The sequence below is a fragment of the Granulicella sibirica genome, from assembly GCF_004115155.1.
Classification (GTDB): Bacteria; Acidobacteriota; Terriglobia; order Terriglobales; family Acidobacteriaceae; genus Edaphobacter; species Edaphobacter sibiricus.
Window position 1 is genome coordinate 2,116,708 of sequence record NZ_RDSM01000001.1, and the last position, 23,508, is coordinate 2,140,215.

Sequence of the window (23,508 nt, forward strand, 5' to 3'; positions counted from 1 at the left end):
GCTAGCCGACTCTCAGGATCACGCACTTGAGGTAGTTGCTCTCGGGCAGGGTGAGGATGGAGGGGTGATCGGGCGCGGCACCGCGGGTTTCGAGGACCTGGACGCGGCGGGTTGCGTCGGAGGCGGCGGTGCGGAGGACCTCCATGAAGTCGACGAGGGGGACGTGGTGGGAGCAGGAGCAGGTAATGAGCGATCCACCTGGCCGGAGCATCTTCATGGCGCGGAGGTTGAGCTCCTTGTAGCCACGGAGGGCACCTTCGGCAGCTCGGCGGGACTTGGCGAAGGCGGGCGGATCGAGGACGATGGTGTCGTAGTGGCGACCGGAGGACTCGAGCTCGTGGAGTAGCTCGAAGGCGTCGGCTTCGATCCAGTCGATTTCGGCGGCGAGATCGGGATTCAGGGCAAGGTTGCGGTCGGCGACCTCGAGGGCGGAGCGGCTGGCGTCGACGCCGGTGACGGTGCGGCAGGTCTGGGCCATGTGGAGGGCGAAACCGCCCTGGTAGGTGCAGACGTCGAGGGCTTCGCCCCGGGCGTAACGAGCAGCGGCGGCATAGTTGAGGCGCTGGTCGAGGAAGGCGCCGGTCTTCTGGCCGGAGGTAGCGTCGAAGTGGAAGCGCAGGCCGTTGAGGGTGAAGACAGTTGCGAGCGGTGCGGGCTGGTTTTCCCCGGTTTCCGCAGGATGGGAGGAGAAGAGCGGCTCGGGTGATGGGGCGGGGAGACGTTCGAGCTCGCGGACGCGTGGGTCGGGGCGCTCGACGATGGTGAGCTTGTCCATGGGCCCGAGGCCTTCGCGGAGGGATTCGACGACGGTGGCGCGGAGGTCGTCCTGGGCGGTTCCCTGGGTGAGGAGCTGAAGGATGGCGAGGTCGTTGTATCGATCGATGACGATGCCGGGCAGGGCATCGGCCTCGCTGAAGACGAGGCGGAGGGCGTGGGTTTCGGGGGTGAGCTCGGCGCGGAGGGCGAGGGCGGCGGCCATACGGCCACGGACGGTCGCGAGATAGGCTTCGCGGGTGACGGCTGGCTCGGCTGAGACCATGCGGAGGGTGATCTCGGAAGCGTCGCTGTAGAGGGCGGAGCCGAGGGGAATGGCGCGGCTGTCGACGACGGTGACGAGGGCTCCACCGGCAAAGGACTCTGAGCCGAGCGCGGGGGTGAGTTCGACGACGTCGGAGCGGTAGACCCAGAGATGACCTTCGCGGAGGCGGTCCGCAGCGCGGCGGCTGACGACGACTGCGGGACCATAAGGCTTCGGGGCTCCCTGGCGGATTGCGCCAGCGGCGACGCGATGTACGTCTGGCCGATTGGCGCTGGCTGGTCCGGTTATTTTGTCGGTCGGCTTTGTCATCCCTGATGGTCGCATGCGCTTCTTTCTCGTTCGCTTGTTCATGAAGCTGTGGGCAGGGCACCCCCCCTCCTCATAGCCTGGGTCTAACTTGTTTCTTGACAATGGTTTACGGTAGACCTTCCGCTGCAAATTACTCAAAGCAAAAAGGTTACGGCTAAAAATTAGTAAAGAAAGGACTTAGGAGGCGAAACAGACTTCGGCGGCGACAAATCCTCGCAAAAGCGGCGTTCTGCACAGAGTTCTCTTCTTTTGAATTATGTGACTGACTTATCCTCAGAACTTCGATCTGTCTTAAATTGTAGCGGGTCGACCATAACTAAAAGGACATTGATAAGTGATTTTTTTTGAGTGAGATGTGCGATTTGCCTCTTGACAACTTTTTCCACAGGCCGTCGGCGGCGTTTCCGCGGTGGCTCGAGGGTTTCGGGGGAGCTTTACTCTTCGAAGAGGGGATGAGTTGTCGATGACGGAGAACGAACGCAGGCTTGCGCTTGATGAACTGACATCCAGTGAGGAACGCGTGGTGAACCTCGTGGCTGGACTGACTCCGGAGCAGTGGAGCTTTCGAGAGTCGCCGGATCGGTGGTCGATCGCGGAAAACGTCGAACACCTGGTTGTGTTCGAGGGGTTCCTTATGGGGATCATCGCGAAGATGGTCGAAGCCGACGGTTTGGCAGGGGAGCGACCGAACGAGGTTCAAGGTGTGGCCGAGAGGGATGAAAAGGAGCGGCTTGTGCTCGGGCTTTCGGGGTCCCGCTCGGTTCCTCTTCGGTCCCGCGAGGTGGTACGGCCGAGCGGCCGGTGGCCGGATACCGCAGTGATGGTGGACGAGCTACGGCAGGCGAGAGCGCGCACGGTCGCGTTCGCCGGGGCGACGAACGCCTCGCTCCGGAGCCACTTTTTCACGCATGTGGCGTTTGGGGATCTTGACGGGTACCAGTGGCTGCTCCTGATCGGGCAGCACACGGCGAGGCATGTGCTGCAGATCGAGCAGGTGATGGCCGATCCGGGATTTCCTCGTTCCGCGTAGGCGCTCCGGAGTTTGCTGTGGAATTCACGCAGCCAGCGGAAAGGGTGGAGCATCCTAAGAGGCATGGAATATCGTCAGCTTGGCAGATCAGGATTGAAGGTTCCGGAGCTTTGCTTCGGTGCAGGAACATTTGGCGGTTCGAACGAGTTCTTCAAGGCATGGGGTGAGTCGGATGTCGCCGAGGCGACACGGCTTGTGGATGTCTGCATGGAGGCGGGGGTCAACCTGTTCGATACCGCCGATGTGTACTCGGATGGAACGAGCGAGGAGATCCTTGGGGCGGCGGTGAAGCATCTGAACCGCGACGATGTGTTGATCTCGACTAAGTGCACGTTCCGGCTGGGCAAGGGGCCGAATGATGTTGGGTCTTCGCGTTACCACATGATTCAGTCGGTCGAGCGGTCGTTGAAGCGGCTGGGAACGGACTACATCGACATCTATCACCTGCACGGGTATGACGCGATGACGCCTCCCGAAGAGGTGCTGAAGACGCTGGATGGGCTCATTCAGGATGGGAAGATCCGGTACATCGCGTGCTCGAACTTCTCCGGATGGCACCTGATGAAGGCGCTTTCGGTGAGCGAGCGTTATGGCTGGAGCCGGTATGTCGGGCACCAGGCGTACTACTCGCTGGTTGGGCGGGAGTACGAGTGGGAGTTAATGCCGCTTGCACAGGATCAGGGAGTTGGGGCGATTGTGTGGTCTCCGCTTGGCTGGGGACGGCTGACGGGCAAGATTCGTCGTGGGTCGCCGATTCCGGCGGAGAGCAGGCTGCATGTGACGGCGGCTTATGGGCCCCAGGTTCCGGACGAGTACCTGTACAAGGTTGTCGATGCGATCGATGAGATTGCGAAGGAGACGGGGAAGACGGTTCCGCAGATCTCGCTGAACTGGCTTCTGCGGCGGCCTACGGTGTCGACCGTGATTATGGGTGCCCGGAACGAGGAGCAGTTGAAGCAGAATCTTGGGTCGGTTGGATGGGAGCTTACGCCGGAGCAGGTGAAGAAGCTGGATGAGGCGAGTGAACTGCCGAAGACGTATCCGTATTGGCATCAGGCGCAGTTCGCGGAGCGGAATCCGTTCCCGGTGTAGGTTGTGAGGGGGTCTCGTCCTTCGGATGGAGGGACGAGACCTTCCGGTCAGTGTGCTCCGGAAGGATGGTTCAGCGGGATCGCTGGGCGAGATAGCGCCTGTCGAGAGCTTCACGCAGCATGGTCTTGATGACGGCTTGACGGCTGATGTTCAGTGCTTCCGCAGCACGGTCCAATTCGTTGAGCATGGGCGCGGTGAAATCTACATTGACGCGCTGCACGGCTGGCCTGATCACCGCGAACTGACCCGTAAAGTGTCCCGCGATGTTCTCTCCGCGGTCTGCCATCTCGGCGATCTGCTCGGCGTCGATCGGTTTAGAAGATGTTTTCGGCATAGGCTCTCCTTTCTTCCTTTGTTGCTTTCCATAGCGTCACAAGGTGGTAGAACTCTCCCTGTTGATCCTGCCGCACTTCGTAGATGACGCTATATAGCGTGCCGTCTACCCACCCTATGGCACGGAATTGCTCGGGGTCGTCCGACCGGCGATCCGTGATGTATTCCGTGTTGAAGAGCGTCTGCGCTTCTTCAAAGCCGATGCCCCGATCCGGATTCGCTCTGAGCCGAGCGCTCTTACGGAGATCGAATTGGAAGCGCATTGAGTAACAGTTATACCATCCCGAGTGACTGAGATCTCCTGGGCTGTGAATCCCCACATCTCTTAGGGACGGAAGACATCAAAACCAGCAAAGCGTCCCGGCGTAAAGAAAAAGGCTCCCGGAGCGCACATTCGCGCTCCGGGAGATCAGGAGTACAACTTCAATGGCTGAGCTTCAGACCGGCGAAGTGGGCGATAGTTCCCGGTCCGATCCAGATAGCGATCGCGCCTGCGTTGGCCGGCTGTTTGAGATCGTGAACGACGAGTGTGGGTTGGTCAGAGCCGTTTACGAAAAGGCGTGCGGTGGTGCCGGCAAAAGTAATTTTCATGTGAGTCCAGGCTCCTGGGACGAGATCGACATAGGACTCGTACTTTCCGGGTGTTTCGCTTCGGAGGCCCTGCCAGGGGAAGCCGGGAACGGAGATGTACTGGGCGGAGTGGTTGCGCTGGAGCTGATCCTCGGATCGTCCGTTCTTGGGACGCAGATAGAAGCACTCGAAGTGGGATCCGCCAGCGCCGACACGGAACGCGATACCGACAAAGCCGCGTAGATTCTCTGGAGCGTTCGGCGAGGTATCGCCGGTCAGATTGAGTTCTATCGATCCATCCTGAATGGACGAACCTTTTATGATGGCGATCCGGCTGACGTCGTCGCCCGCGTCACCGGCAGCGTCCGTGAGACGCACCGCGTGTTGGCCACGATAGGACACGGACTCCGCGTTGACCTGATGGAGGTCCAGAGCGGAGAGATCGTCGAGGAGCGGTTTTGGGGGCGCAGTAGCGGAACCCTGCGCGTAGCACGCGGGAGCAAGGAGCATGGCGAGACCTAACGAGAGTAGGGCCAGGCGCAGGATTCTCATGTCCTGAATGGGTTGCAGGTAGGAAGCCATCTTGATTGCTGCTATCTCTATGACGGATAAGGGTTCGGGCTGGCGGTCCTCCGGGCTGGTTGTCCGATGCTGGCGATGGGCGTTCATGAATGAACAGGACGGTGCCCACATCCCCGGGAAGCGAGATGCCGGGCACCGTTTACGCGCAGGTCAGTGCTTGATGGGATTTCCGGCTGCCGCGAGAGGATCAACGGTGGTGTTGTGGGCCTCGGTGATGAGCCAGCGACCGTCGCGATGGACGAAGACGAAGGTCAGGGCGCTGGTGGAGGGTGGGAAGACGCGTCCGCCGTTGCCGGTGAAGCCTTCAGCGTCGCCGAAGGCGGTGACGACCGCGACGTCGGGGGTGATGGGGCGGATGGCGACCTGCTTCCAGGGGGAGAGGTTGCGGGTCTTGAAGATGGTCTGATGATATTTTTCGTGGGCCTGATAGACCTCGTCGCGTCCGCGCCACCACATGCCGACGACGTTGACCCATTCGACGTCGGGGGTCATGTCGGCGACGTAGGCCTTCATGTCGTGATGGTTCCAGGATTCGATCTGGCGGTCGAGGACGGCGCGGATAGCGGTCTCGTCGGCGGGGGCGAGGGTGAGGGTCTGGCCGTAAGCGCCGCATAACGACAGCGCCAGGATTGGGAGTGCGAGGGCTGTACGGAGATTCATGCTCCGACAGTAAGGCATTTTGGGGCGTTCGTCGCCTGAGAATTTAGGCGGCAGGCAAGATGCGGGGTCCTTGGTTTTGCTCAGCCTGACTGCAACGACAACGGCGAGACGCAGATTCCCTTCGGGAATGACAACCAGAAGGGCAAAGGCAACTGCGTTGAGGGTGACGGTGTCCTAGGCGCGCTGGAGTTTGCGGCGTTCGGTCTCGTTGTAGGTGTAGCGGATGCGGTGGATGACGGTGATCGTCGAGAAGAGGGCCAGCGTCCAGAGGGCGGGAGCCATGACGCCCCAGTGGTTGAACAGGGCACCGAGGATGACGAGGACGATGCGCTCGGGACGCTCCATGAAACCGACTTTGCAGGAGCCGATGAGGGCTTCGGCGCGAGCGCGGGTGTAGCTGACCATGAGGCTTGCGGTCATGCAGAAGGCGACCAGGACGACGTAGAAGAAGCGATTGCCGCGAGCGTAGTAGACGAGCAGGCCGAAGAAGAGGGCGACGTCGGAGTAGCGGTCGAGGACGGAGTCGAAGAACGCTCCGAAGACCGAGACCTGGTTGGTCTGGCGGGCAACGCGTCCGTCGACCATATCGAAGAGGCCGGCACCGATGATGGTGAGGCCGGCGTAGAGGAACATGCGGTCTTTGTTCTGGGCGCGGGCGTAGCCGAAGAAGATGGCCGCGACGATGTTGATCAGAAGGCCGATGAAAGTGAGGGTGTTGGGCGAGATGCGCGAGAGCGCCAGCGCGTTCACGATCTTCTGCAGCAGCCAGCCGCTGCCTTTTCCGAATGCGCTTGTCCAGGTCATTGAAGGCAGGGAATAGGGGGTAGGGACGAGGGAGTAGAAGACATGGCTATTTGGCTTCGGGGGTTTCCGCGACCTCGTCTGGGTCGAGGTCGTGGATGGTGTAGAGCTTGAGGATCTCGAGTTCGCGCTTGCCGTTGGGAGTGATGACGGTGACGGTGTCGCCGACCTCCTTGTTGAGGAGGGCGCGACCGATGGGCGAGGTGGTGGAGATGAGTCCCTTGGAGACGTCGGACTCTTCGCTGGTGACGAGCTTGTAGCGGATCTCTTCGTTCTTGCTTGAGTCGAAGACGGTGATGCTTGAGCCGAAGCCGCTCTTGTCGTGCGGGATGTTGGCGAGGTTGACCATGGCGAGCTCGCCCATGCGCTTCTTGAGCTGGCCGAGGCGGGCGTTGACGAAGACCTGGCGCTGTTTGGCCATGTGGTATTCGGCGTTCTCGCTGAGGTCACCGAGGGCGACGGCTTTTTTGATTTCGGCGGGGAGTTCGGTGGTGAGCTCGTACTCGAGCTGCTTGATCTCTTCCGCGAGCCTGGCTTTGATTTTTTCGGGCATGCTGCCTTCCGGTGTAGCGGCGCGCTTGGGCTCTGACGTGCGGCGGCGCGCGTAGTAGAAAAGTTGATTATACGTTGTGAGGGACGCGGTGAGGGCAGGTGGGGTGCCTACGGTGGGGAGCGTTGGCGATTGGCTTCGCTAGAATGCTGTGACGAGGTGTGAGTGAGGATCTTCCGGTTTCTTGTGCTTCTGGTGGTGATCGGCGCGGCGGTGCTGGCATTCTGGGTGCTGGCACCGGTGGGGCCTTCGACCGAAACCTTTGTCGATATCCCGAGCGGGACGGGAAGCGACGGGATGGCGAAGCAACTGCAACAGGCAGGGGTGATCCGTAGCCAGTTTGCGTTTCTGCTGATGCGGGTGGTGAAGGGTGGGCGGCTGAAGGCGGGGGAGTACCGGTTCGATCATCCGGCGCCGATGGCCGAGGTCTACGGGCGGCTGGTGAAGGGCGATGTGTATACGCGGACCGTGGTAATTCCTGAAGGGTTCAATCTGTGGGATATCGGCGCGGCGATGGCGGCGGCGGGGCTTGGAACGCAGGAGCAGTTCCTGGAGGCGGCGCGGAAGCATGTGGAGCTGATTGCGGCGTGGAGTCCGCAGGCGGTCTCGCTTGAAGGATATTTGTTTCCGGATACCTACCGGTTCTCGCGGCACGCGAGCGAGGAGCAGATGCTGACGGTGATGGTGAAGCGGTTTCGTCAGGAGGCGGCGCTGATTGGGTTGTCGAACGGGACTCTCGATGTGGGGAAGACGGTGACGATGGCTTCGCTGGTGGAGAAGGAAGTCAGTGTCGATAGCGAACGGGCGATGGTGGCCGGGGTGTTCGTGAACCGGATGGACAAGGGAATGCCGCTGCAGACGGATCCTTCGGTCGTGTACGGGGCGATGCTGGATGGGCGGTGGCGGGGCACGATCTACCGGTCGGATCTACAGTCGGATTCGGCGTACAACACGTACAAGCACGTTGGGCTGACACCGGGGCCGATCTGCAGCCCGGGGATCGCGGCGTTGAAGGCGGCAATTTCGCCCGCACAGACGGAGAACTTGTATTTCGTGGCGGATGCGGCGGGGCACAGCCGGTTCTCGGCGACGCTCGCGGAGCACGAGGCGAATGTGAAGAGCTATCGACAGGCGGCGGGAGGGAAGTAGGTTTTGTGATTGAGGCGAAAGAGGCGGCGTGAAAAGTTCTGGTTCCTCGGCGCGGTCGCCGTCGTCTAATAAAGACTAGAGAACAAAGGTGATGCTGGTCCGCGTTCCATTTGAGCGGCTGGACGCAGACGGGTCGATATACTTGCGTATTGTGCAGCAAATGAAGAAGAGCCTGGCGGTTGGGTTGTTGGGGGTCGCCCCGTGGTTGACGGGGTGTATCAGTACGACCCGGTACGTCAAGGTGGCACCGGCCCCGTCGATCGTGCGTTCGGCCAGTGTCGATTACCTTGTGAGGCAGCTAGACAAGCAGTTCGACGCGATCCAATCGTTGAATGCTTCGGTGCTGATCGCGGTGAGCACGGGTGGCGCGCGAACAGGCGGCGAGGTGAAGGATTACACCTCGCTTCGGGGATACATCCTGGTTCGGAAGCCTGAGGATCTTCGGGTGATCCTTCTGGCTCCGGTAGTCGGAACCCGGGTCATCGACATGGTGAGCGATGGGACCAAGTTCTCGCTGCTTCTACCGACGCGGAACAAGGTGATGCAGGGGACGGATGTGGTGACGACGCCCTCGAAGAATCCACTGGAGAACCTGCGGCCGGGGATTTTCTTTGACGCGCTCCTGGTGCGGAGTATTGGGCCGGAGGAGTTCGTGACCCTGACGGAAAGCTCCCGGATGATTGCGCCGGAGACCAAGCATCGGGACGCGATTCTCGAACCGGACTACGACGTGACGGTGCTCAAGACAAAGAGCGGGAAGACGCTTCAGAGGCTGCGCGTGGTGCATATCAACCGGGTCGACCTGGAGCCGTATCAGCAGGATGTCTACGACGAGAACGGGCGGCTGGTGACGACGGTGCAGTACTCGAACTATCAGAAGTTCGGGGATCTGCAGTTTCCGACGGAGATCGTGATCAACAGGCCGATCGACGAGTACACGCTCAAGGTGACCGTGCAGAAGCTGACGCCGAACCAGAAGATGGATGACGACCAGTTCGAGCTACAGATTCCGACGGGTGTGACGATCGAGACGCTGAAGTAGGCGCTAGAGTGGCAGGCCGGTGCGGCGGGCGTGGGCGGCGATGGCCTCGTTAATTTCGAGGGCGAGCGCCAGGGCGGCGCGTCCGGCTTCCCCGGTGACCTCGGGCTGGGTGCGGGTGCGGACGGCGTTCAGGAAGGACTCGATTTCGAGGCGGAGTGGTTCACCGGCCTCTACGGGGAGTTTCTTGAGCGACAAACCCGCGGTGGGGTGACCGCCTTTGGCTGCGGCTGCTGCCGCGAGGGCGGCAAACTGAGCGGGGTCGAGGGTTGCGGCTGCAGCGGCTGCAGCGGCTGCCGCGGAGACGTCGATCAGGAGAAGATCTTTCCGGGCGAAATCCAGAGACAGATACTGGCGGGGCTGGAAGAAGCGCAGCTTGCGGACCTGCTCGGTCGAGACGCGGCTTGCGGTGAAGTTGGCGATGCAGCCGTTTTCGAACTCCAGGCGTACGTTGGCGATATCGACCTTGCGAGAAAGCACGGGGAGGCCGACGGCGCGGACCTCGCGGACTGGGCTCGGGACGAACGAGAGGACAACGTCGAGATCGTGGATCATGAGGTCGAGGACGACGTCGACATCGAGCGAGCGCGGGGTGAAGATGCTCAGGCGATGGCTCTCGAAGAACATCGGCCGGTTGAGGTGGGGGCGGGCGGCGGCGACGGCTGGGTTGAAGCGTTCGAGGTGTCCGGGCTGGACGATGCGGTCGTGCTGCGCGGCGAGCGAGAGGATGGCGTCTGCGTCGGCGAGAGACGGCGCGAGCGGCTTCTCGATCAGCAGATCGATGCCGGCGGGGAGGAGCTCGGCCGCAGTGGCCGCGTGGTGGATCGTCGGGACGGCGACACAGGCTGCGTGGATGTCGAGATTTGCGGCCAGAAGCTCCGCGACGGAGGCGAAGCCGGGGATGTTGTATTTCCCGGCGGCAGCCTGTGCGGTCGCGGGGTCACGGTCGACCACGGCGACGAGAGCGACGGGCTGGCCGGTGGATTCGAGTTCGCGGAGGACGCGCAGGTGGTTACGGCCGAAGGCTCCCGCGCCGACGACCGCTACACGTAGGGTAGGGGAGGACACTGCTCGGCTACTTCGCGCTGGATGTGGTGGAAAATTCGGAGGGAGACTCGACGGCTTCGCGGCAGCGGGAGTAAAGCTCGAGGAGCGCACTCACCTGCTCCTCAGGTTTGGCGCTCGAGGGAACTCCGAAGCCAGCGGTAGATCCGGTGGCCTTGCTGCCGACGTTGGTATGGGCGGCGACAAACTTGAGCAGGTCGAGGGCGATGTCTTCGGTGCGGCGTGCTGCCTGGTTCTGTTCCATGAGTCGGATTCCTCTTCTCTGTGTCTACAGATGATGCTACCGGGGGGCGGGGGGTAGGAGCAAGGCGCGGGGAGTGCCGCGCAGGCCGCAGAGGATCTCGTAGGGAATGGTGTGGGCGAGACGGGCGTGGTCTTCGGCGGAGATTCCTTCGCCGATGAGGGTTACGAAGTCGCCACGCCGGACTTCGGGGATGCCCGTCACGTCGACGGTGGTGAGGTTCATGGAGATGCGCCCGACGATTGGGGCTCGCCGGCCTTGGATCATGACCCATCCGCCCATTCGAGCTTCGGTGCTGGAGAGATCGCGGCGGAGTCCGTCCGCGTAGCCGATGGGCAGCAATGCGAGCCGCATCGGGCGTGATGCGGTGAAGGTGGCGCTGTAGCCGACGCGGGCACCCGGTGGAATTTCATGCACGGAGGTGACTGTCGTCTTCCAGGTGAGGACAGGCTGTAGATCCTGATGGATGCGGGTTGCGCCTGGCTGGTCGGGTTCAAGTGGAAGAGAGAGACCGTAGAGGCCGAGTCCGGAGCGAGCCATCGGGCGAGCACCAATCGAAGCGGCCAACCGGCGCAGGCGGTCGAGGATGGGAGTGGCGGCTTCGGTGGCGTTGTCGATCGTGGAGGTATTGCCGATGTGCAGCCACCTGGGGGAGTGTCCGGCGGCGGCGATCGACTCAATGGCCTTTTCGAAGACGCTCATCTGCGCGAGCGTCTGGCGCGCATCGGCACATTCGGCAGAGGCGAAGTGGGTGAAGACGCCGTCCAGGCGAATTGACTGGTGATGGTGGTTCAGTTCCTGAAGAAAGGTTTCGAGGGCCTGACCGGGAGAGCCACCCTGGCGTGACATGCCGGTGTCGATCTCAAGGTGTATTTGGTGGGCGACGCCGGAGAGTTTGGCGGCTTCCGCGATTGGGATGAGCTGTTCGGGTGTCCAGAGGACTGGAGTGAGTCTATTGCTCAGAGCCAGATCGGCTGCATTTCTAGCTGAAAGATCGTCGCCTGGAGGGCCAGACATGATCAGGATTTCGGGGGCGGATCCGGCCGGAAGGGCGGCGCGGACGGATGCTCCTTCGCAGGCGTCGGTGACCCCGAGCCATGGGACCCCGGCGCGGGCAAGCATGGGGGCGCAGATTTCGGCTCCGTGGCCGTAGGCGTTGGCCTTGATGACGGCGAGGAGAGCGATGGGCGAGTCCGCGTGGTGGAGGGCTCGTTCGAGCGCCTGTACGTTCGCGCGGAGGCGCTGCTCGGAGACTTCGATGATGCTTTTCATCGTTACGGATCTGCTTCCGCTGCTCCCGGTAACGTTTGAGCGCAGCTCTTTCATGGTAGCGCCCGGGGCAGTGGATACTCCTGCGCTGTCCCGTCACGTCCTGGTTGTTCCCCATGGCGGTGCGAGTGTGATACAAAGCTGCGTCCGAGGGAAGCCGGTTCTGCGCGTGATGTGGGCGTGCGTCGCGGATATGTCGTGTCGAGGGCCTGTGCGCCATGAAAATGAATCACCGTTCACTTATTGGCTTCGCTGAGATAGCTCCGCTGGGCCGCATCGTCGCCGCTGGGCTGGCGCTGAGCCTGGTGCTGGCGGGATGCTCGGGTTCGAGCAACTCCGGCAGTTCGGGCAGCACGACTCCGGCGATCAACCCGGCGGCTGCGGCGAACGCGGGGAACTTCTCGCGCACGGTGTTTCTTGGGGACTCGCTGACGGCGGGTTATCAGAGCTCATCGCTGCTCGATACGCAGCAGGTGCATGGGTACGCGCCGCTTGTGGCGACGCAGGCGGGATTTGGTATTGCGCTTCCGCTGATTGCGTATCCGGGAGCGCCGAACGTGCTGCAATTGATGAGCGTGGGGCCGCCGCCGGTTATTGTGACGGCTCCGGGGACGACGACCGGACGGGATGACTTCGGTTTGCAGCCTACGGACCTTGCGGTTCCGGGTGCGCTGGTCAACGACGTGGCCAATACCGTGCCGCTGCTGACGCCGAAGACGGGTCAGGAGCAGATCAACCAGCTTGTGCTGGGGTATCCGGGGTTTGGGTACGGGGCGGCGCTTAGCCAGGCACAGCAGGCGATCGCGGCCGATCCGACCACGATCTTTCTGTGGATCGGGAACAATGACGCGCTGGTGGCGGACCTGACGGGTATGCCGAGCAGCATGACCTCGCTCACGAACTTTACGAGCCAGTACCAGGCGCTGATCCAGCTACTGACGACGAAGACGAATGCGCACCTGGTGATCGCGAACATTCCGGACGTGACGCTTGTGCCGTATCTGCAGCCGGCGGCGCTGATCCTTGGGGAGTACTCGGCGGCGACTTCGCTGCCCGTGGCGACGTTGAGCGCATTGCTTGGGATTGTGCCGGGAGATTTTGTCACGCCTGCGGGGCTGGCGCAGATTCCGCTGATTCTCGGAGGAACGCAGAAAGGCGTGATTACCGACGCGGGGGTTTTGTCGGCGGCGGAGGTGGTGACGGTGAAGGCGCAGGTGGTGGCGTTCAATCAGGTGATCGCGCAGCAGGCGTCGGCGGTGGGAGCGACGCTGGTGGATATCAATGCACTGTTCAGTGCGATTGCTTCGCAGGGAATTACTGTCGGCGGAGTGACGGGGACAGCGGCGTTCCTGGGCGGGATCTTTTCGCTGGATGGCATTCATCCGACGAACACGGGCTATGCCGTGGTGGCGAATAAGTTCATCGACAGCATGAATGCCGGGATCAGCACGAAGATTCCGGATGTGAGCCTGGCGCCGATTGCGGCGACCGATCCGCTGTGGCCACCGAATCTGGTGAAGAACTAGGCGTAGCGTCGTAAGTCGCGGTGAGGTCCGTTTTCGTGCGTCTTCGCGGAGGCACGTTGCGTCAACTGCAGCACCACACTATTCTTCGTTCAATCCCCTTGTCTTCCCGTGGCGTGGATGAGCCTCTTGCGAGGTTTGCGTCACTACTTACTTTCTAGGAGCTTCAGGATGAATCGTCTCGTTCGGCTTTTGACGTGTTCCGCCATTTTCGGCGCAGTGCCGGTATTGGCCCAGATGGGTGCGCCTGGGGAGCAACCGACGGGGATGCCCGCTGTTGCGGGGCCGCTGGCGGCGAAGTACAAGGCGGATGCGGACAGGATCCTTGCGGCGGCGATGGCGGATAACGACGGGTATGCGGCACTGACGTATCTGTGCGATCACGTCGGCAAGAGGCTGAGTGGCACGCCGCAGTTGAATACCGCGGTCGAATGGGGCGCGGACCTCATGCGCAAGGCCGGGCTCGAGAACGTCAAGGTGCAGCCGGTGATGGTGCCTCGGTGGGTGCGGGGGAACGAGTCGGGAGCGATCGTTGGGCCGGTGACGAAGCCTCTGCACATGCTTGGGCTTGGCATGAGCGTGGGGACGCCGAAGGAAGGAATCACGGCGCAGGTCGTGTTTGTGCGGAGCTTCGAGGCGCTCGACGCGATGACTCCGGAGCAGGTGAAGGGGAAGATCGTGCTCTTCAACCCGGGATGGCACGGGTATGGGGTGAACTCGGTGTACCGGGTGGCGGGGCCGTCGCGCGCGGCTGCCAAGGGAGCGGTGGCGGTGCTTGTGCGTTCGGCGACGGGACTCGCGATGCAGATCCCGCATACCGGCACGCTGCAGTACGACGAGACGATGCCCAAGGTGCCGGCGGCGGCGGTGTCGGTCGAGGATGCGCTGATGATCGAGCGGCTTACGAAAGAAGGTCCGGTGACCGTTCACCTGCAGATGGACGCGCACATGGAGGCGGATGTGAAGGCCGGGAATGTGATGGGCGAGATCGTTGGGAGCGAACACCCGGAGCAGGTGGTGGTGCTGGGCGGGCATATCGACTCGTGGGATGTCGGGCAGGGCGCGCAGGATGATGGATCGGGCATCATGGCGACGTTTGAGGCGGTGTCGCTGATCCATAAGCTTGGGCTGAAGCCGAAGAGGACGATCCGGATCGTCTTCTGGGTAAACGAGGAGAACGGCGGCGCTGGCGGAAAGGCGTATCGCGAGATGCTCGGAGGCAAAGTCGAGAATCACGTTGCCGCGATCGAGATGGATGGTGGAGCGGAGAAGCCTCTCGGGATTGGATATGGCGGATTTGGTGGCGGCCGGCGCAGGACCCCTCCCGCACCGGGTGCGCCGGCAGCGGCTCCGCCGAAGCCGTTCGACGAGAGTTCGCTTTCGGCTGACGAGAAGCAATCGTTTGTTTATATGAAGGACATTGCGGCGCTGCTGACTTCGATTGGGGCGGATACGGTTTCGCCGGGCGGCGGCGGGTCGGATATCGGGCCGATCGTCGCGGATGGCGTGCCTGCGTTGAGTCCGCGGACGGTAGCTCAACACTACTTCGACTGGCACCATACGGAGGCGGACTCGCTGGACAAGGTTGATCCGGAAGACTTCAAGAAGAATACGGCGATGCTGTCGGTGGTGGCGTATGTATTGGCCGATATGGATGGCAAGCTGGCTGGGCGGAAGTCGGTCTTCCACGAGTAAGAGGGAGTTGCGGAACTACTTGCGAACTGAATGCTCATTCATGTAGAACTTCGCGGCACCTGAAAGGCCCATCCTGTTTGCCGTCAACGGCGACGCGGGTGTGCGGGCTTGGTGCCGAGGCCTGTTCCTATGGATGCTCCTTCACTCTGCCGTCTGCTCTCGGCTGTTCGTTTCCGTCTTCTTGGGCTTGGGCTCGCCCTCTTCTCGGTGGCGAGTCCAGTGAGCCCGTCGGGTTCGTGGCTGTATGCGCAGAGCATCTCAACAGCGCAGCTTGCGGGTAGCGTGAAAGATCCGTCAGGGGCGGCGCTTGCCGGGGCGACGGTGACGGCGGCGGATCCGACGAAGGGGTTCAGCCGCTCGGCGAAGACGGATGCGCAGGGGAACTACCAGATTCTGCAGCTTTCTCCGGGAACGTATAGCGTGACGTTCGACGCGGCGGGGTTCTCGCCGCTGATTCAGAACAACGTTGTGCTTACCGTCGGCGGACAGGCTGAGCTCCCGGCGACGTTGAAGCTTGGTGGCGCGAAGGAGACGGTGGTCGTCAACGCGAATGCGGAGATTATCGAGACGCAGCGCAGCTCGCAGGGCACGACGGTCGATCAGCTTCGCATCACGAACCTGCCGACGAATGGCAGGAACTACATCAACTTCACCCTGACGAACTCGCAGATTGCACGCGATGCCGCGCCGTCAGTGGGTGCGATCCCGACTTCGGGGCTGAACTTCGGTGGCGTTCGGGCGCGGTCGAACTCGATCAACGTGGATGGCGCGGATGCGGGGGACTACGTCTCGGGCGGCACGCGCGCGACGGTGTCGCAGGATGCGGTGCAGGAGTTCCAGATCATCACGAACGGCTTCGCGGCCGAGTATGGCCGGGCCTCGGGCGGCGTGGTGAACATCGTGACCAAGTCGGGCTCGAACGCCACGCATGCGAGCGCTTTCGGCTTTCTGCGGAATCGCTACATCCAGGCGACGAACCCATTTTCGAACGTCAACCAACCGGCTTACACACGGGTGCAGGCGGGATTCACGGTGGGCGGGGCGATCGTGAAGGATAAAACGTTCTACTTCTTCTCGACCGAGATCACGCGGCGCGAGGAGTCGGGCTTCTCGGTGATCGGCGGGAATAACTTTGGGCTCACCAGCATCGATGTGAGCAAGTTCTACGGGGCTCCCGCAGGCGCGCTTTCAATCCAGGGGACGGCGCAGCAGAAGGCTTTTCTTGCGGGCGTGCCGGCGGCGACTCCGGGGATTCAGCAGTATGTGGCTTTAGTTGGCTCGAGCAGTTCGCTTGCGCTGACGGGGGCGAACCCGGCATTCCTGCAGAGCACGATCGGGGCGAACAACTTCGTCACCTCGGGTGCGCCGACACCGGCGAGCTTTACCCCACTCAACTTGCTCATCGGCAACTTCCCTATTCAGGAGAAGACCGAGATCTACTCGCTGCGGCTCGACCATAAGCTGACGAATAATCAGCAGCTTCTGCTTCGCGCGAATGTGAGCCCGAGTTATCTCACCGGCATCCAGGAGAGCGCGGCCAACCAGAATCTTGGGGAGAACAGCTTCTCGCGGACGGCGAGCCAGAGGTTTCATGACTTCTCCATCCTGGGGCAGCACACCGCGCTGTTCGGGACGAACAAGATCAACGAGCTGAGGATCCAGTTCTCGCGGCATCCGATCCGGTTTGCCAACTCGAGCTCGCCGGGGGGCGACTCAGCAGCCGTCAATATCCCGGGTTTCGCTTACTTCGGCAAGACGCCGTTTTCGGTCGTGGATCGCATCGAGGATCAAACACAGTTGCAGGATAACTTCACCTACACGCTGGGATCGCACACGCTCAAGGCCGGGATCGATCTTCGGTACATTCCGATCAACCTGACGCAGGGACAGCTCTACGGCGGCGGCGACTACAGTTTCGCGGGGCTTAATGCGACGGATGTGTCTCCGGCGCTTGCGGGTTTGCCGGGGTTCTCTCCGATACAGGCGTATGGGCTTGGGATTCCGCAATCGTTCGTGCAGGGGATCGGGTCGACGAGCTACAAGTACGACCTGAAGACGCTGGGAGCGTTTGTGCAGGATTCGTGGCGCGTGACCTCGCGGCTGACGCTGAACTACGGTGTGCGCTATGACATCGAGGCGTTCCCAACGCAGCTTGCCTTGAACTTCAATACCAACCAGGCGGAGCGGCTGTTCGGGGTGCGCGAGGGGATTCGGCTGCGGGATGACAACGTTGCGCCGCGCGTGGGACTGGCGTACGACCTTCGCGGCGATGGACGGACCGTGCTGCGGGGGAACTATGGGCTCTTCTACGATCGCGCGCCGGGTAACCTGCAGTCGCAGTCGTCCATCTTCAACTCGACGAAGACGCCTCTGGTGATCCTTGCGGGCGGGTCGCCCTGCACCGCGGCAAGCACGGTGAGTCCGACGAATCTGAATGCGACGAATACGTTCCAGGGGTCGCTGTCGAACGCGAATTGCCTTCCCGTCGCTAGCCTGAACTATCTGCCCGGACAGCAGCGGTTCGATCCGAATAACTCGGCTTCGCTCTTCGCGAACCAGAACTTCCTCGCGGCAGGCTTTCCGCTGGCGATCCTTCCCTCGGGACTGCCTGCTGACCTGAACTACAAGACGCCCTACGTGCAGCAGATCTCGTTCGGCGTTGAGCAGGATCTCGGGCACCAGCTTTCGATCAACATCGCTTACAACTCGACGGGCGGCAGGCATTTGAATCGGCCGGTGAACGTGAACCCGGTGAACCCGGCGCTTCTGGTGACGAACTGGCGGAATGCGAATGCGGCGGTGGCGGCGGGCGTCGCGGGCGTGTTGCCAGGGACGTCGCAGGCGGCGGTGGCGAGTCCGACCTCGAACCCGCTTACGGTGGCGACGGCTTCCGGGACGGTTCCGTGCGGCGTTGGGCCTGCGGGGCCCTATGTTGCGCCTCCGCTGTTGAACTTCTTTCGGCGGTCGGGGCTGAATACTTCGCTGGCAAGTTTTCTGACTTCGCAGGGTGCCGGGCAATGCGTGGCGCTGGCGAGCCAGGTTGCGCTGGCCGATGGGCTTGGGGTGGGGATTGCGGTGCCGTTCGGCGATATGAGCCCGAACCTCACGACGGGGACTTCGAGCTACAACGGACTGTCGCTGAACCTGAAGAAGCGGTTCTCGAGCAACTACGAGTTTCTTGCGAGCTATACCTTCTCGCACGCGATCGACGACTCGACCGACGTCGTCTCGACGGCCGATGCGCCGCAGAACAACTTCAACCCGAACGGCGAGCGGTCGGTGTCGACCTTCGACCAGAGGCATCGCTTCGTGCTCTCGGGGGTGTACAACTCGGGCAAGATCTCCGGCACGATGTTCGGGTCAGGATTCCTGCCGGGGGTGTTTTCCGGCGTCACGGTTGCGCCCATCATCGAGATTTCGTCCGGGCGGCCGTTCAACATCCTCACCGGGACCGATACAAACTTCGACTTCAACTCGCTCACCGATCGTCCAAACGCGGTTGCGCCTGGGACGGCGGCAAATGGGTGTGGAAGCGTTCCGGTGGCTTCGACGTATTCACCGACGGGAGCGTTCAACGCGCCGTGCTACATCGACGCTCCGGCGAGCGCCGCGATCGGGAGCAGCTACTTCAACGGGAACGTCGGCAGGAATACGGGGGTGAAGCCGTACGTCGTGTTTACCGATCTGCGGCTTGCCAAGGCGATCGCGTTAAAGCACGACATGGCGCTGCAGATCACGGCGGACGCCTTCAACCTCATCAACAAGAACAACACCCTCGACGTTAACCTTTTGTATACCAATGCCGGGCAGGAGACCGCGGCGTCCGATCCCCGGCAATTCCAATTCGGAGCACGGCTTTCGTTCTAAACGACTTCGCCCTCGGCGCGTCCCGCAAGTGACAGTGCGGTAATGCCGCGCGTCTAAAATGGGACTATGGCGAAGCTGCACCATCTTGCACGTTCTCTTGCTTCACTTGTTCTGCTCGGTATCGGAACAAGCGCGGCGCGCGCGGATGGCAACCGCTTTGATCTCGCAGGCCCGAAGGTCGAAGTGCGCGTGACACGGAACGAGAAGATGCTGCCGATCGCCTTCGTGCCTAATCTGCAGGCGGGCGACAAAGTTTGGCTGCACCCGGATCTGCCGGAGACGCAGTCGGTGAAATACCTGATGGTGGTGGCATTCCTGCGTGGAACGACCAATCCTCCGCCCGATGACTGGTTTATTCGGATCGAGACGTGGAACAGGAAGGTGCGGGAAGAAGGTGTCGAGGTCGTGGTTCCCGCTGAGGCGCAGCAGGCTCTTGTGTTTCTGGCGCCAGTGACTGGTGGAGACTTTACGACACTGCGTTCGGCGGTGCGGGGGCGTCCCGGAGTGTTTGTCCGGGCATCGCAGGATCTGAATGAGGCCGGATTTGAGCAGGCGCGCATCGAGAAGTACCTTGCGTCGATACGGCAGGTTCCGCCGGGAGACGCGAAGGAACTGCTCGATCACTCGAATCTGCTGGCGCGAACGCTTGCCCTGAGACCGAATCCGGAGTGCTTCAAGCGCGATGTCGATCAGCAGTACAACTGCCTGACCCAGAGCGGAAGCCAGATGCTGCTCGACGACGGGCACGGGCAGACGATTGCTGCCGCCCTCACCACGGGACCGGGCTCCGACTTCATTACGGCCGCGAGCTATACCGGGGCGGCGGGGGCGGGTGTTTATAGCGCGTATGTGGGCGCGATCGTCGATCTTGGACGCATTCTGAATGGGCTCCATACGGCGCAATATCAGTACATCCCGGCGATTGCGTTTCCGCAGGACGAGAGCCTGAACCTGCGGCTCAACACGCCGCCCTCGTTCAACAACCCGAAGTCGGTGATCGTGATCGGGCTGCCGTCGATCCAGAAAGCGGCGGTTCCGCCTCTGCGCACGACCGATGCGAAGCACATTACATGCCTGCTGCAGCCGAATGTGGCGATTCCGGTCGAGGGAGCGCCGCTGGTGTTTTCGACGGACTACGCGCATGATCTCGTGCTTCATCTGAGCTCTCCGCCGAAGAGCGGACCGCAGGATCTACCGCTCCGTCCTGACGCGTACCAGGGCGGGCTGGTGCTGGCGAAGGAGTCGCCGCGCCATGCTCTTCCCGAGGCTTTGCCGGTTGCTGGAAAGGTGTCTTCTTCGGCGGTCGAGCCTGCTCCGACAAAGCCTGCGCAGGCACCCGGCGGGCCGCTGGTTGGGACTGTTCGTGGCTTCTGGGGATTCGATACGTTTGAAGGGCCGACGGTTCCGTTGCAGGACGTTCCGGGAGCGGGTTGGAAGGCAACCTCGGGAGAGCCGCTGATCGCGGGACGAGAGGACCACCTGACGCTGACGTCGAGCGGCAGCGCCTGTTTGCAGACGATCGGCTTCAACGCCGCCGGCACGGAAAAGAAGCTGACTTGGAAGCCCGGCGACGAGGCGAATGCGATCAACGTAACGCTTCCGCTTTCGTCGACCGGGCCGGGTTCGCTGCAGCTCGATGTGCATCAGTACGGTGCGCCGTCGCCGGTTCCGGTCGACATCCGGACTTACTCCGAGCCGGCGAAGCTCGAGGGGATTTCGCTGCATGTCGGGGACAGGATGGCGACGCTGTCGGGTCAGCATCTCGACCAGGTGAAGCAGATGAAGATCAACGATCTGCAGTTCGCGCCGTCGGCTGGGTACACCTCCGACACGCTCGCGCTGACGCTGCCGGATGCCGCCTCGGCACCGAACTTCAAAGTGGGGGAGAAGCTTGCGGCGCACGTGGCCCTGGCCGATGGCCGCGTGCTCGATGTGCCGGTAACGGTCGCGGCGCCGCGTCCCTCGATCACGATCAAGAGTAAGTCGACCCCGAAGGACAAGGATGCGCCGATCAAGCTCGTGAACAATGACGACCTGCGCGTCGATCAGCCGATCACGCTTGTGCTGAAGTCTCCGACGCCGATTCCACGGACGGAGACGATCGAGGTGGGCACGCAGGATGCTTCGCTGAGCGCGAAACTTGACTTCGCCTCCGGCGCGCTGGTTCTGCAGGATCAGCACACGCTGCGTGTGACCTTCGATCCGTTGAAGGCGTTTGGGCCGTCGATCTTCGGTCCGGTTCGTCTGCGGGCGGTGCAGCCTGGGATGGATCCGGGCGACTGGGTTCCGCTGGCGACGCTAGTTCGCCTGCCGACGGCGGACGCGCTCAACTGCCCAAGCGATGCGGCGAAGCCGTGCACGCTGACTGGGTCGAGCCTCTTTCTTATCGATTCCATCGCGCCAGACGAAGCGCTGACGTCGCCGATGACGGTGCCGGAAGATCTCTCGGATACGACGCTCGCCGTTCCTCATCCCGCGGGAGGCATGCTCTACCTGCGACTGCGGGATGATAAGAATGCCATCGCTTCGCTGACGCTTCCGGTACAGCCTGAGCCTACGTCGGTGCGGCCGTCGCCTCCTTCGCGCGCGGCGAAGGCTTCGACGACTGCTTCCAACTAGCGGCTACTGTTTTTCTACTTCGATGTAGTAGCGATCTGTGGCGACGGCGAACGCCTTGCTGTTGAGCGGCGTCTTCATCGTCTGCCATGTGGTGGTTGGCTTCATGCGTTGCAGGGGCTGATCGGGCTGGCCGTTACTGAAGTCGACGGGCATGGCGAACTTCGGCTCGTCGGCCTTCCAGCGATAGTCGACGGTGTCTGCGGCGTCGTTGAACTTAAGCTCGAGGACCGGGATCGCGGCGTGGCGCAGGTACTCATCGAAGATGGGTGTCAGATCCATGCCGGTGCGCTGGTTAAAGAAGTTGACGACATCCTCGGTCATGATGGTCTTGTACTTGAACGTCTGGTAGAAGTCGTGGATCATGGCGAACCACTTCGGATCGTCGTCGACGATGCCGCGCAGCGTGTTGATGAAGAGCGCGCCCTTGAAGTACATGTCCTGCGGCGGTTCCACGTTCTGGTTGTGGGGCGGGATGATGGGCGTAAGGTTGTGCACCTTCTTCTTGAGCGCGTTGACGTAGGCGACCTCGTCGTCGCGGCCCCACATGTACTCGACGTACAGGCATTCGAGGTAGGTGGTCCAGCCCTCGTGAATCCACATATCGGAACGATCGGCGGCGGTGACCGCGTTGCCGAACCACTCGTGCCCACTCTCGTGAATGATGATGAAGTCGAAGCGCAGGCTGATGCCGATGCCGGTCCAGTCGCGATTCAGATAGCCGTTGGCGTAGCGGTTGCCGTAGGCGACGGCGCTTTGATGTTCCATGCCGGAGTAGGGCACCTCGATGAGTTTGAAGCCATCGCGGATGAAAGGGTAGTCGCCGAAGTAGTGCTCGTAGGCGTCGATCATCGAGGGCGTTTGGGCGAACTGCGTTTTCGCTTTCTCGAGGTTCTCGGGGAGCACGTAGTAGTCGAGCGAGAGGCCTTTGTGGGTGTCGCTGAAGTGGGTGTAGTCGCCGATGTTGAGCGACACGTCGTAGTTGTTGATGGGGTAGCTGACGTGCCAGTCCCAGCGGGTGTAGCCGTCGCCGAGATCGGTCTTGCCGACGAAGCGTCCATTCGAGACATCGGTCAGCGCGTTCGGAACGGCGACGCTGATGTCCATGGACTCGACCTCATCCTTCCACTGATCTTTATTCGGCCACCAGACGCTCGCGCCTTCCTCTTCGCAGGCGGTGTTGATCCACGGACGCCCTGCGGGATCGGTCTTGAAGGTCATGCCGCCGAAGCGGCCACCCTCGACGGGATTGCCCGAGTAGAAGAAGTCGATGGCGTAGGTCTTGCCCTTGCGGAGCTTTTTGGGAAAGTCGATAAAGACGGCGCGCTCTTCGCGGGTGTACTTGAGCGGAGCGCCGAGAGTTTTTCCGGCTTCGTCGACGGAGACGATCTTGTCCACAGCGAGCGCCTGCACGAGATCGAGCTGGATGCGCGTCCCGTCTTGCAGCATGCGAAAGCGGACGGTGTTCTTGCCGGTGATCGACTTCTTCTCCGGGTCGACGCGGACGTCGAGATGGTAGCTCAGGAGATCGTTGTTCGCGCGGGATGGGCCGTAGGCTCCGCGCAGGAGATCATCTTTTGTCACAGGCTTGGGAGCTTCGGGAGCACGCTGGGCCTGGGGCGTTCCCGGCGTAAAAGCCCTGCCGGTGTTCACCGAGGCATCGGGCTGGGCTGGAAGCACCATGACGCCGCCCCCGCTGGCGACCTGGAGACGCACCGAGTCGAGCGAAACCGATTCGCCGTCGCCCGGTACGGTAAAGGTGGGAAGGCATTGCCTGACGAAGCCCTGCGCCTCGACGCAGACGGTGTAGGAGCCCTGTGCCTGCGGCTCGAACCGGAAGCTGCCGTCGCCAGCCGCATGTGTGGTGAGCGCGGCGCGGCTATGATCCGTGGGAAAGAGAACGACCGAAGCCGTGGACACCGGAGCGCTCGACTGATCGAGGACCGTACCCTTGATAGCTGCCTTATCCGCTCCGGCCAGCAGGCTGCCCAGGAGAAACACCGTTGCCGCAATCCGCATTCGAACAGTCTAGCGAACGTCTCGTCCTCCCCGGCGCAGAAGCACTCGACCCGAGCTTC

General features: G+C 62.1%; 19 protein-coding genes. 8 read left to right on the forward strand and 11 right to left on the reverse strand.

Annotated features, from left to right (window positions below):
* Nucleotide 1: 1 nt before the first annotated feature.
* The gene (locus tag GRAN_RS08780; protein ID WP_128912518.1) at nt 2-1,348 is read right to left on the reverse strand and encodes a class I SAM-dependent rRNA methyltransferase; all 1,347 of its coding nucleotides are present in this window, start codon (nt 1,346-1,348) and stop codon (nt 2-4) included.
* A gap of 463 nt (nt 1,349-1,811) precedes the next feature.
* Here GRAN_RS08780 and GRAN_RS08785 point away from each other — a divergent pair, with 463 nt between their 5' ends.
* Nucleotides 1,812-2,378 (forward strand): DinB family protein, encoded by a 567-nt coding sequence (locus tag GRAN_RS08785; protein WP_128912519.1) that lies wholly within the window; start codon nt 1,812-1,814, stop codon nt 2,376-2,378.
* A 63-nt stretch (nt 2,379-2,441) separates the two neighbouring features.
* On the forward strand, nt 2,442-3,470 hold the full coding sequence (locus GRAN_RS08790) for an aldo/keto reductase (protein ID WP_128912520.1): 1,029 nt from the start codon (nt 2,442-2,444) through the stop codon (nt 3,468-3,470).
* A gap of 70 nt (nt 3,471-3,540) precedes the next feature.
* On the opposite strand, the gene GRAN_RS08795 is transcribed toward GRAN_RS08790, so the two are convergent.
* The 6 genes from GRAN_RS08795 to GRAN_RS08820 all read right to left on the reverse strand — a co-directional run bounded on the left by GRAN_RS08795 (nt 3,541) and on the right by GRAN_RS08820 (nt 6,969).
* Nucleotides 3,541-3,804, reverse strand: coding sequence for a hypothetical protein (locus GRAN_RS08795; RefSeq protein ID WP_128912521.1), 264 nt, complete (start codon nt 3,802-3,804; stop codon nt 3,541-3,543).
* Nucleotides 3,785-4,066 carry a BrnT family toxin gene (locus GRAN_RS08800; RefSeq protein WP_128912522.1) on the reverse strand — a complete coding sequence of 94 codons (282 nt, stop codon included), beginning with the start codon at nt 4,064-4,066 and terminating at the stop codon, nt 3,785-3,787. Before GRAN_RS08800 ends, GRAN_RS08795 begins: the two co-directional genes overlap by 20 nt.
* Nucleotides 4,067-4,226: 160 nt before the next feature.
* Nucleotides 4,227-4,955, reverse strand: a complete 729-nt coding sequence (locus GRAN_RS08805) for a LamG domain-containing protein (RefSeq protein WP_161570899.1) — start codon at nt 4,953-4,955, stop codon at nt 4,227-4,229.
* Nucleotides 4,956-5,105: 150 nt separating this feature from the next.
* On the reverse strand, nt 5,106-5,615 hold the full coding sequence (locus GRAN_RS08810; RefSeq protein WP_161570900.1) for an SgcJ/EcaC family oxidoreductase: 510 nt from the start codon (nt 5,613-5,615) through the stop codon (nt 5,106-5,108).
* A gap of 174 nt (nt 5,616-5,789) precedes the next feature.
* Nucleotides 5,790-6,419 carry a CDP-alcohol phosphatidyltransferase family protein gene (locus GRAN_RS08815; RefSeq protein ID WP_128912525.1) on the reverse strand — a complete coding sequence of 210 codons (630 nt, stop codon included), beginning with the start codon at nt 6,417-6,419 and terminating at the stop codon, nt 5,790-5,792.
* A 46-nt stretch (nt 6,420-6,465) separates the two neighbouring features.
* The gene (locus GRAN_RS08820; RefSeq protein ID WP_128912526.1) at nt 6,466-6,969 is read right to left on the reverse strand and encodes a GreA/GreB family elongation factor; all 504 of its coding nucleotides are present in this window, start codon (nt 6,967-6,969) and stop codon (nt 6,466-6,468) included.
* Nucleotides 6,970-7,131: 162 nt separating this feature from the next.
* Between GRAN_RS08820 and mltG the strand changes: the two genes are divergently transcribed.
* Both mltG and GRAN_RS08830 read left to right on the forward strand, forming a co-directional pair.
* Nucleotides 7,132-8,115, forward strand: a complete 984-nt coding sequence (mltG, locus tag GRAN_RS08825; RefSeq protein ID WP_128912527.1) for an endolytic transglycosylase MltG — start codon at nt 7,132-7,134, stop codon at nt 8,113-8,115.
* A gap of 160 nt (nt 8,116-8,275) precedes the next feature.
* Nucleotides 8,276-9,157 (forward strand): DUF4292 domain-containing protein, encoded by an 882-nt coding sequence (locus tag GRAN_RS08830; RefSeq protein WP_161570901.1) that lies wholly within the window; start codon nt 8,276-8,278, stop codon nt 9,155-9,157.
* Nucleotides 9,158-9,160: 3 nt separating this feature from the next.
* On the opposite strand, the gene GRAN_RS08835 is transcribed toward GRAN_RS08830, so the two are convergent.
* Genes GRAN_RS08835 through alr form a run of 3 tightly spaced genes read right to left on the reverse strand, consistent with a single transcriptional unit; the run spans nt 9,161 to nt 11,732 of the window.
* Nucleotides 9,161-10,222, reverse strand: coding sequence for a Gfo/Idh/MocA family protein (locus tag GRAN_RS08835; RefSeq protein WP_128912529.1), 1,062 nt, complete (start codon nt 10,220-10,222; stop codon nt 9,161-9,163).
* Between the two features lie 7 nt (nt 10,223-10,229).
* Nucleotides 10,230-10,463, reverse strand: coding sequence for a hypothetical protein (locus tag GRAN_RS08840; RefSeq protein WP_128912530.1), 234 nt, complete (start codon nt 10,461-10,463; stop codon nt 10,230-10,232).
* Between the two features lie 36 nt (nt 10,464-10,499).
* Nucleotides 10,500-11,732 (reverse strand): alanine racemase, encoded by a 1,233-nt coding sequence (gene alr / locus GRAN_RS08845; protein ID WP_128912531.1) that lies wholly within the window; start codon nt 11,730-11,732, stop codon nt 10,500-10,502.
* A 215-nt stretch (nt 11,733-11,947) separates the two neighbouring features.
* On the opposite strand from alr, the gene GRAN_RS08850 reads away from it, so the two are divergent.
* The 4 genes from GRAN_RS08850 to GRAN_RS08865 all read left to right on the forward strand — a co-directional run bounded on the left by GRAN_RS08850 (nt 11,948) and on the right by GRAN_RS08865 (nt 21,433).
* Nucleotides 11,948-13,255 (forward strand): SGNH/GDSL hydrolase family protein, encoded by a 1,308-nt coding sequence (locus tag GRAN_RS08850; protein ID WP_128912532.1) that lies wholly within the window; start codon nt 11,948-11,950, stop codon nt 13,253-13,255.
* A gap of 168 nt (nt 13,256-13,423) precedes the next feature.
* Nucleotides 13,424-14,947: a M20/M25/M40 family metallo-hydrolase gene (locus tag GRAN_RS08855; protein WP_128912533.1), complete on the forward strand. Its 1,524-nt coding sequence runs from the start codon at nt 13,424-13,426 to the stop codon at nt 14,945-14,947.
* Nucleotides 14,948-15,076: 129 nt separating this feature from the next.
* Complete coding sequence (locus GRAN_RS08860) at nt 15,077-18,814, forward strand: TonB-dependent receptor (RefSeq protein WP_128912534.1); 3,738 nt, start codon at nt 15,077-15,079, stop codon at nt 18,812-18,814.
* Nucleotides 18,815-18,880: 66 nt separating this feature from the next.
* Complete coding sequence (locus tag GRAN_RS08865; protein WP_192897983.1) at nt 18,881-21,433, forward strand: hypothetical protein; 2,553 nt, start codon at nt 18,881-18,883, stop codon at nt 21,431-21,433.
* A gap of 3 nt (nt 21,434-21,436) precedes the next feature.
* Here GRAN_RS08865 and GRAN_RS08870 read toward each other — a convergent pair whose 3' ends face one another.
* Complete coding sequence (locus GRAN_RS08870) at nt 21,437-23,449, reverse strand: M1 family aminopeptidase (protein WP_128912535.1); 2,013 nt, start codon at nt 23,447-23,449, stop codon at nt 21,437-21,439.
* Nucleotides 23,450-23,508 lie beyond the last annotated feature (59 nt).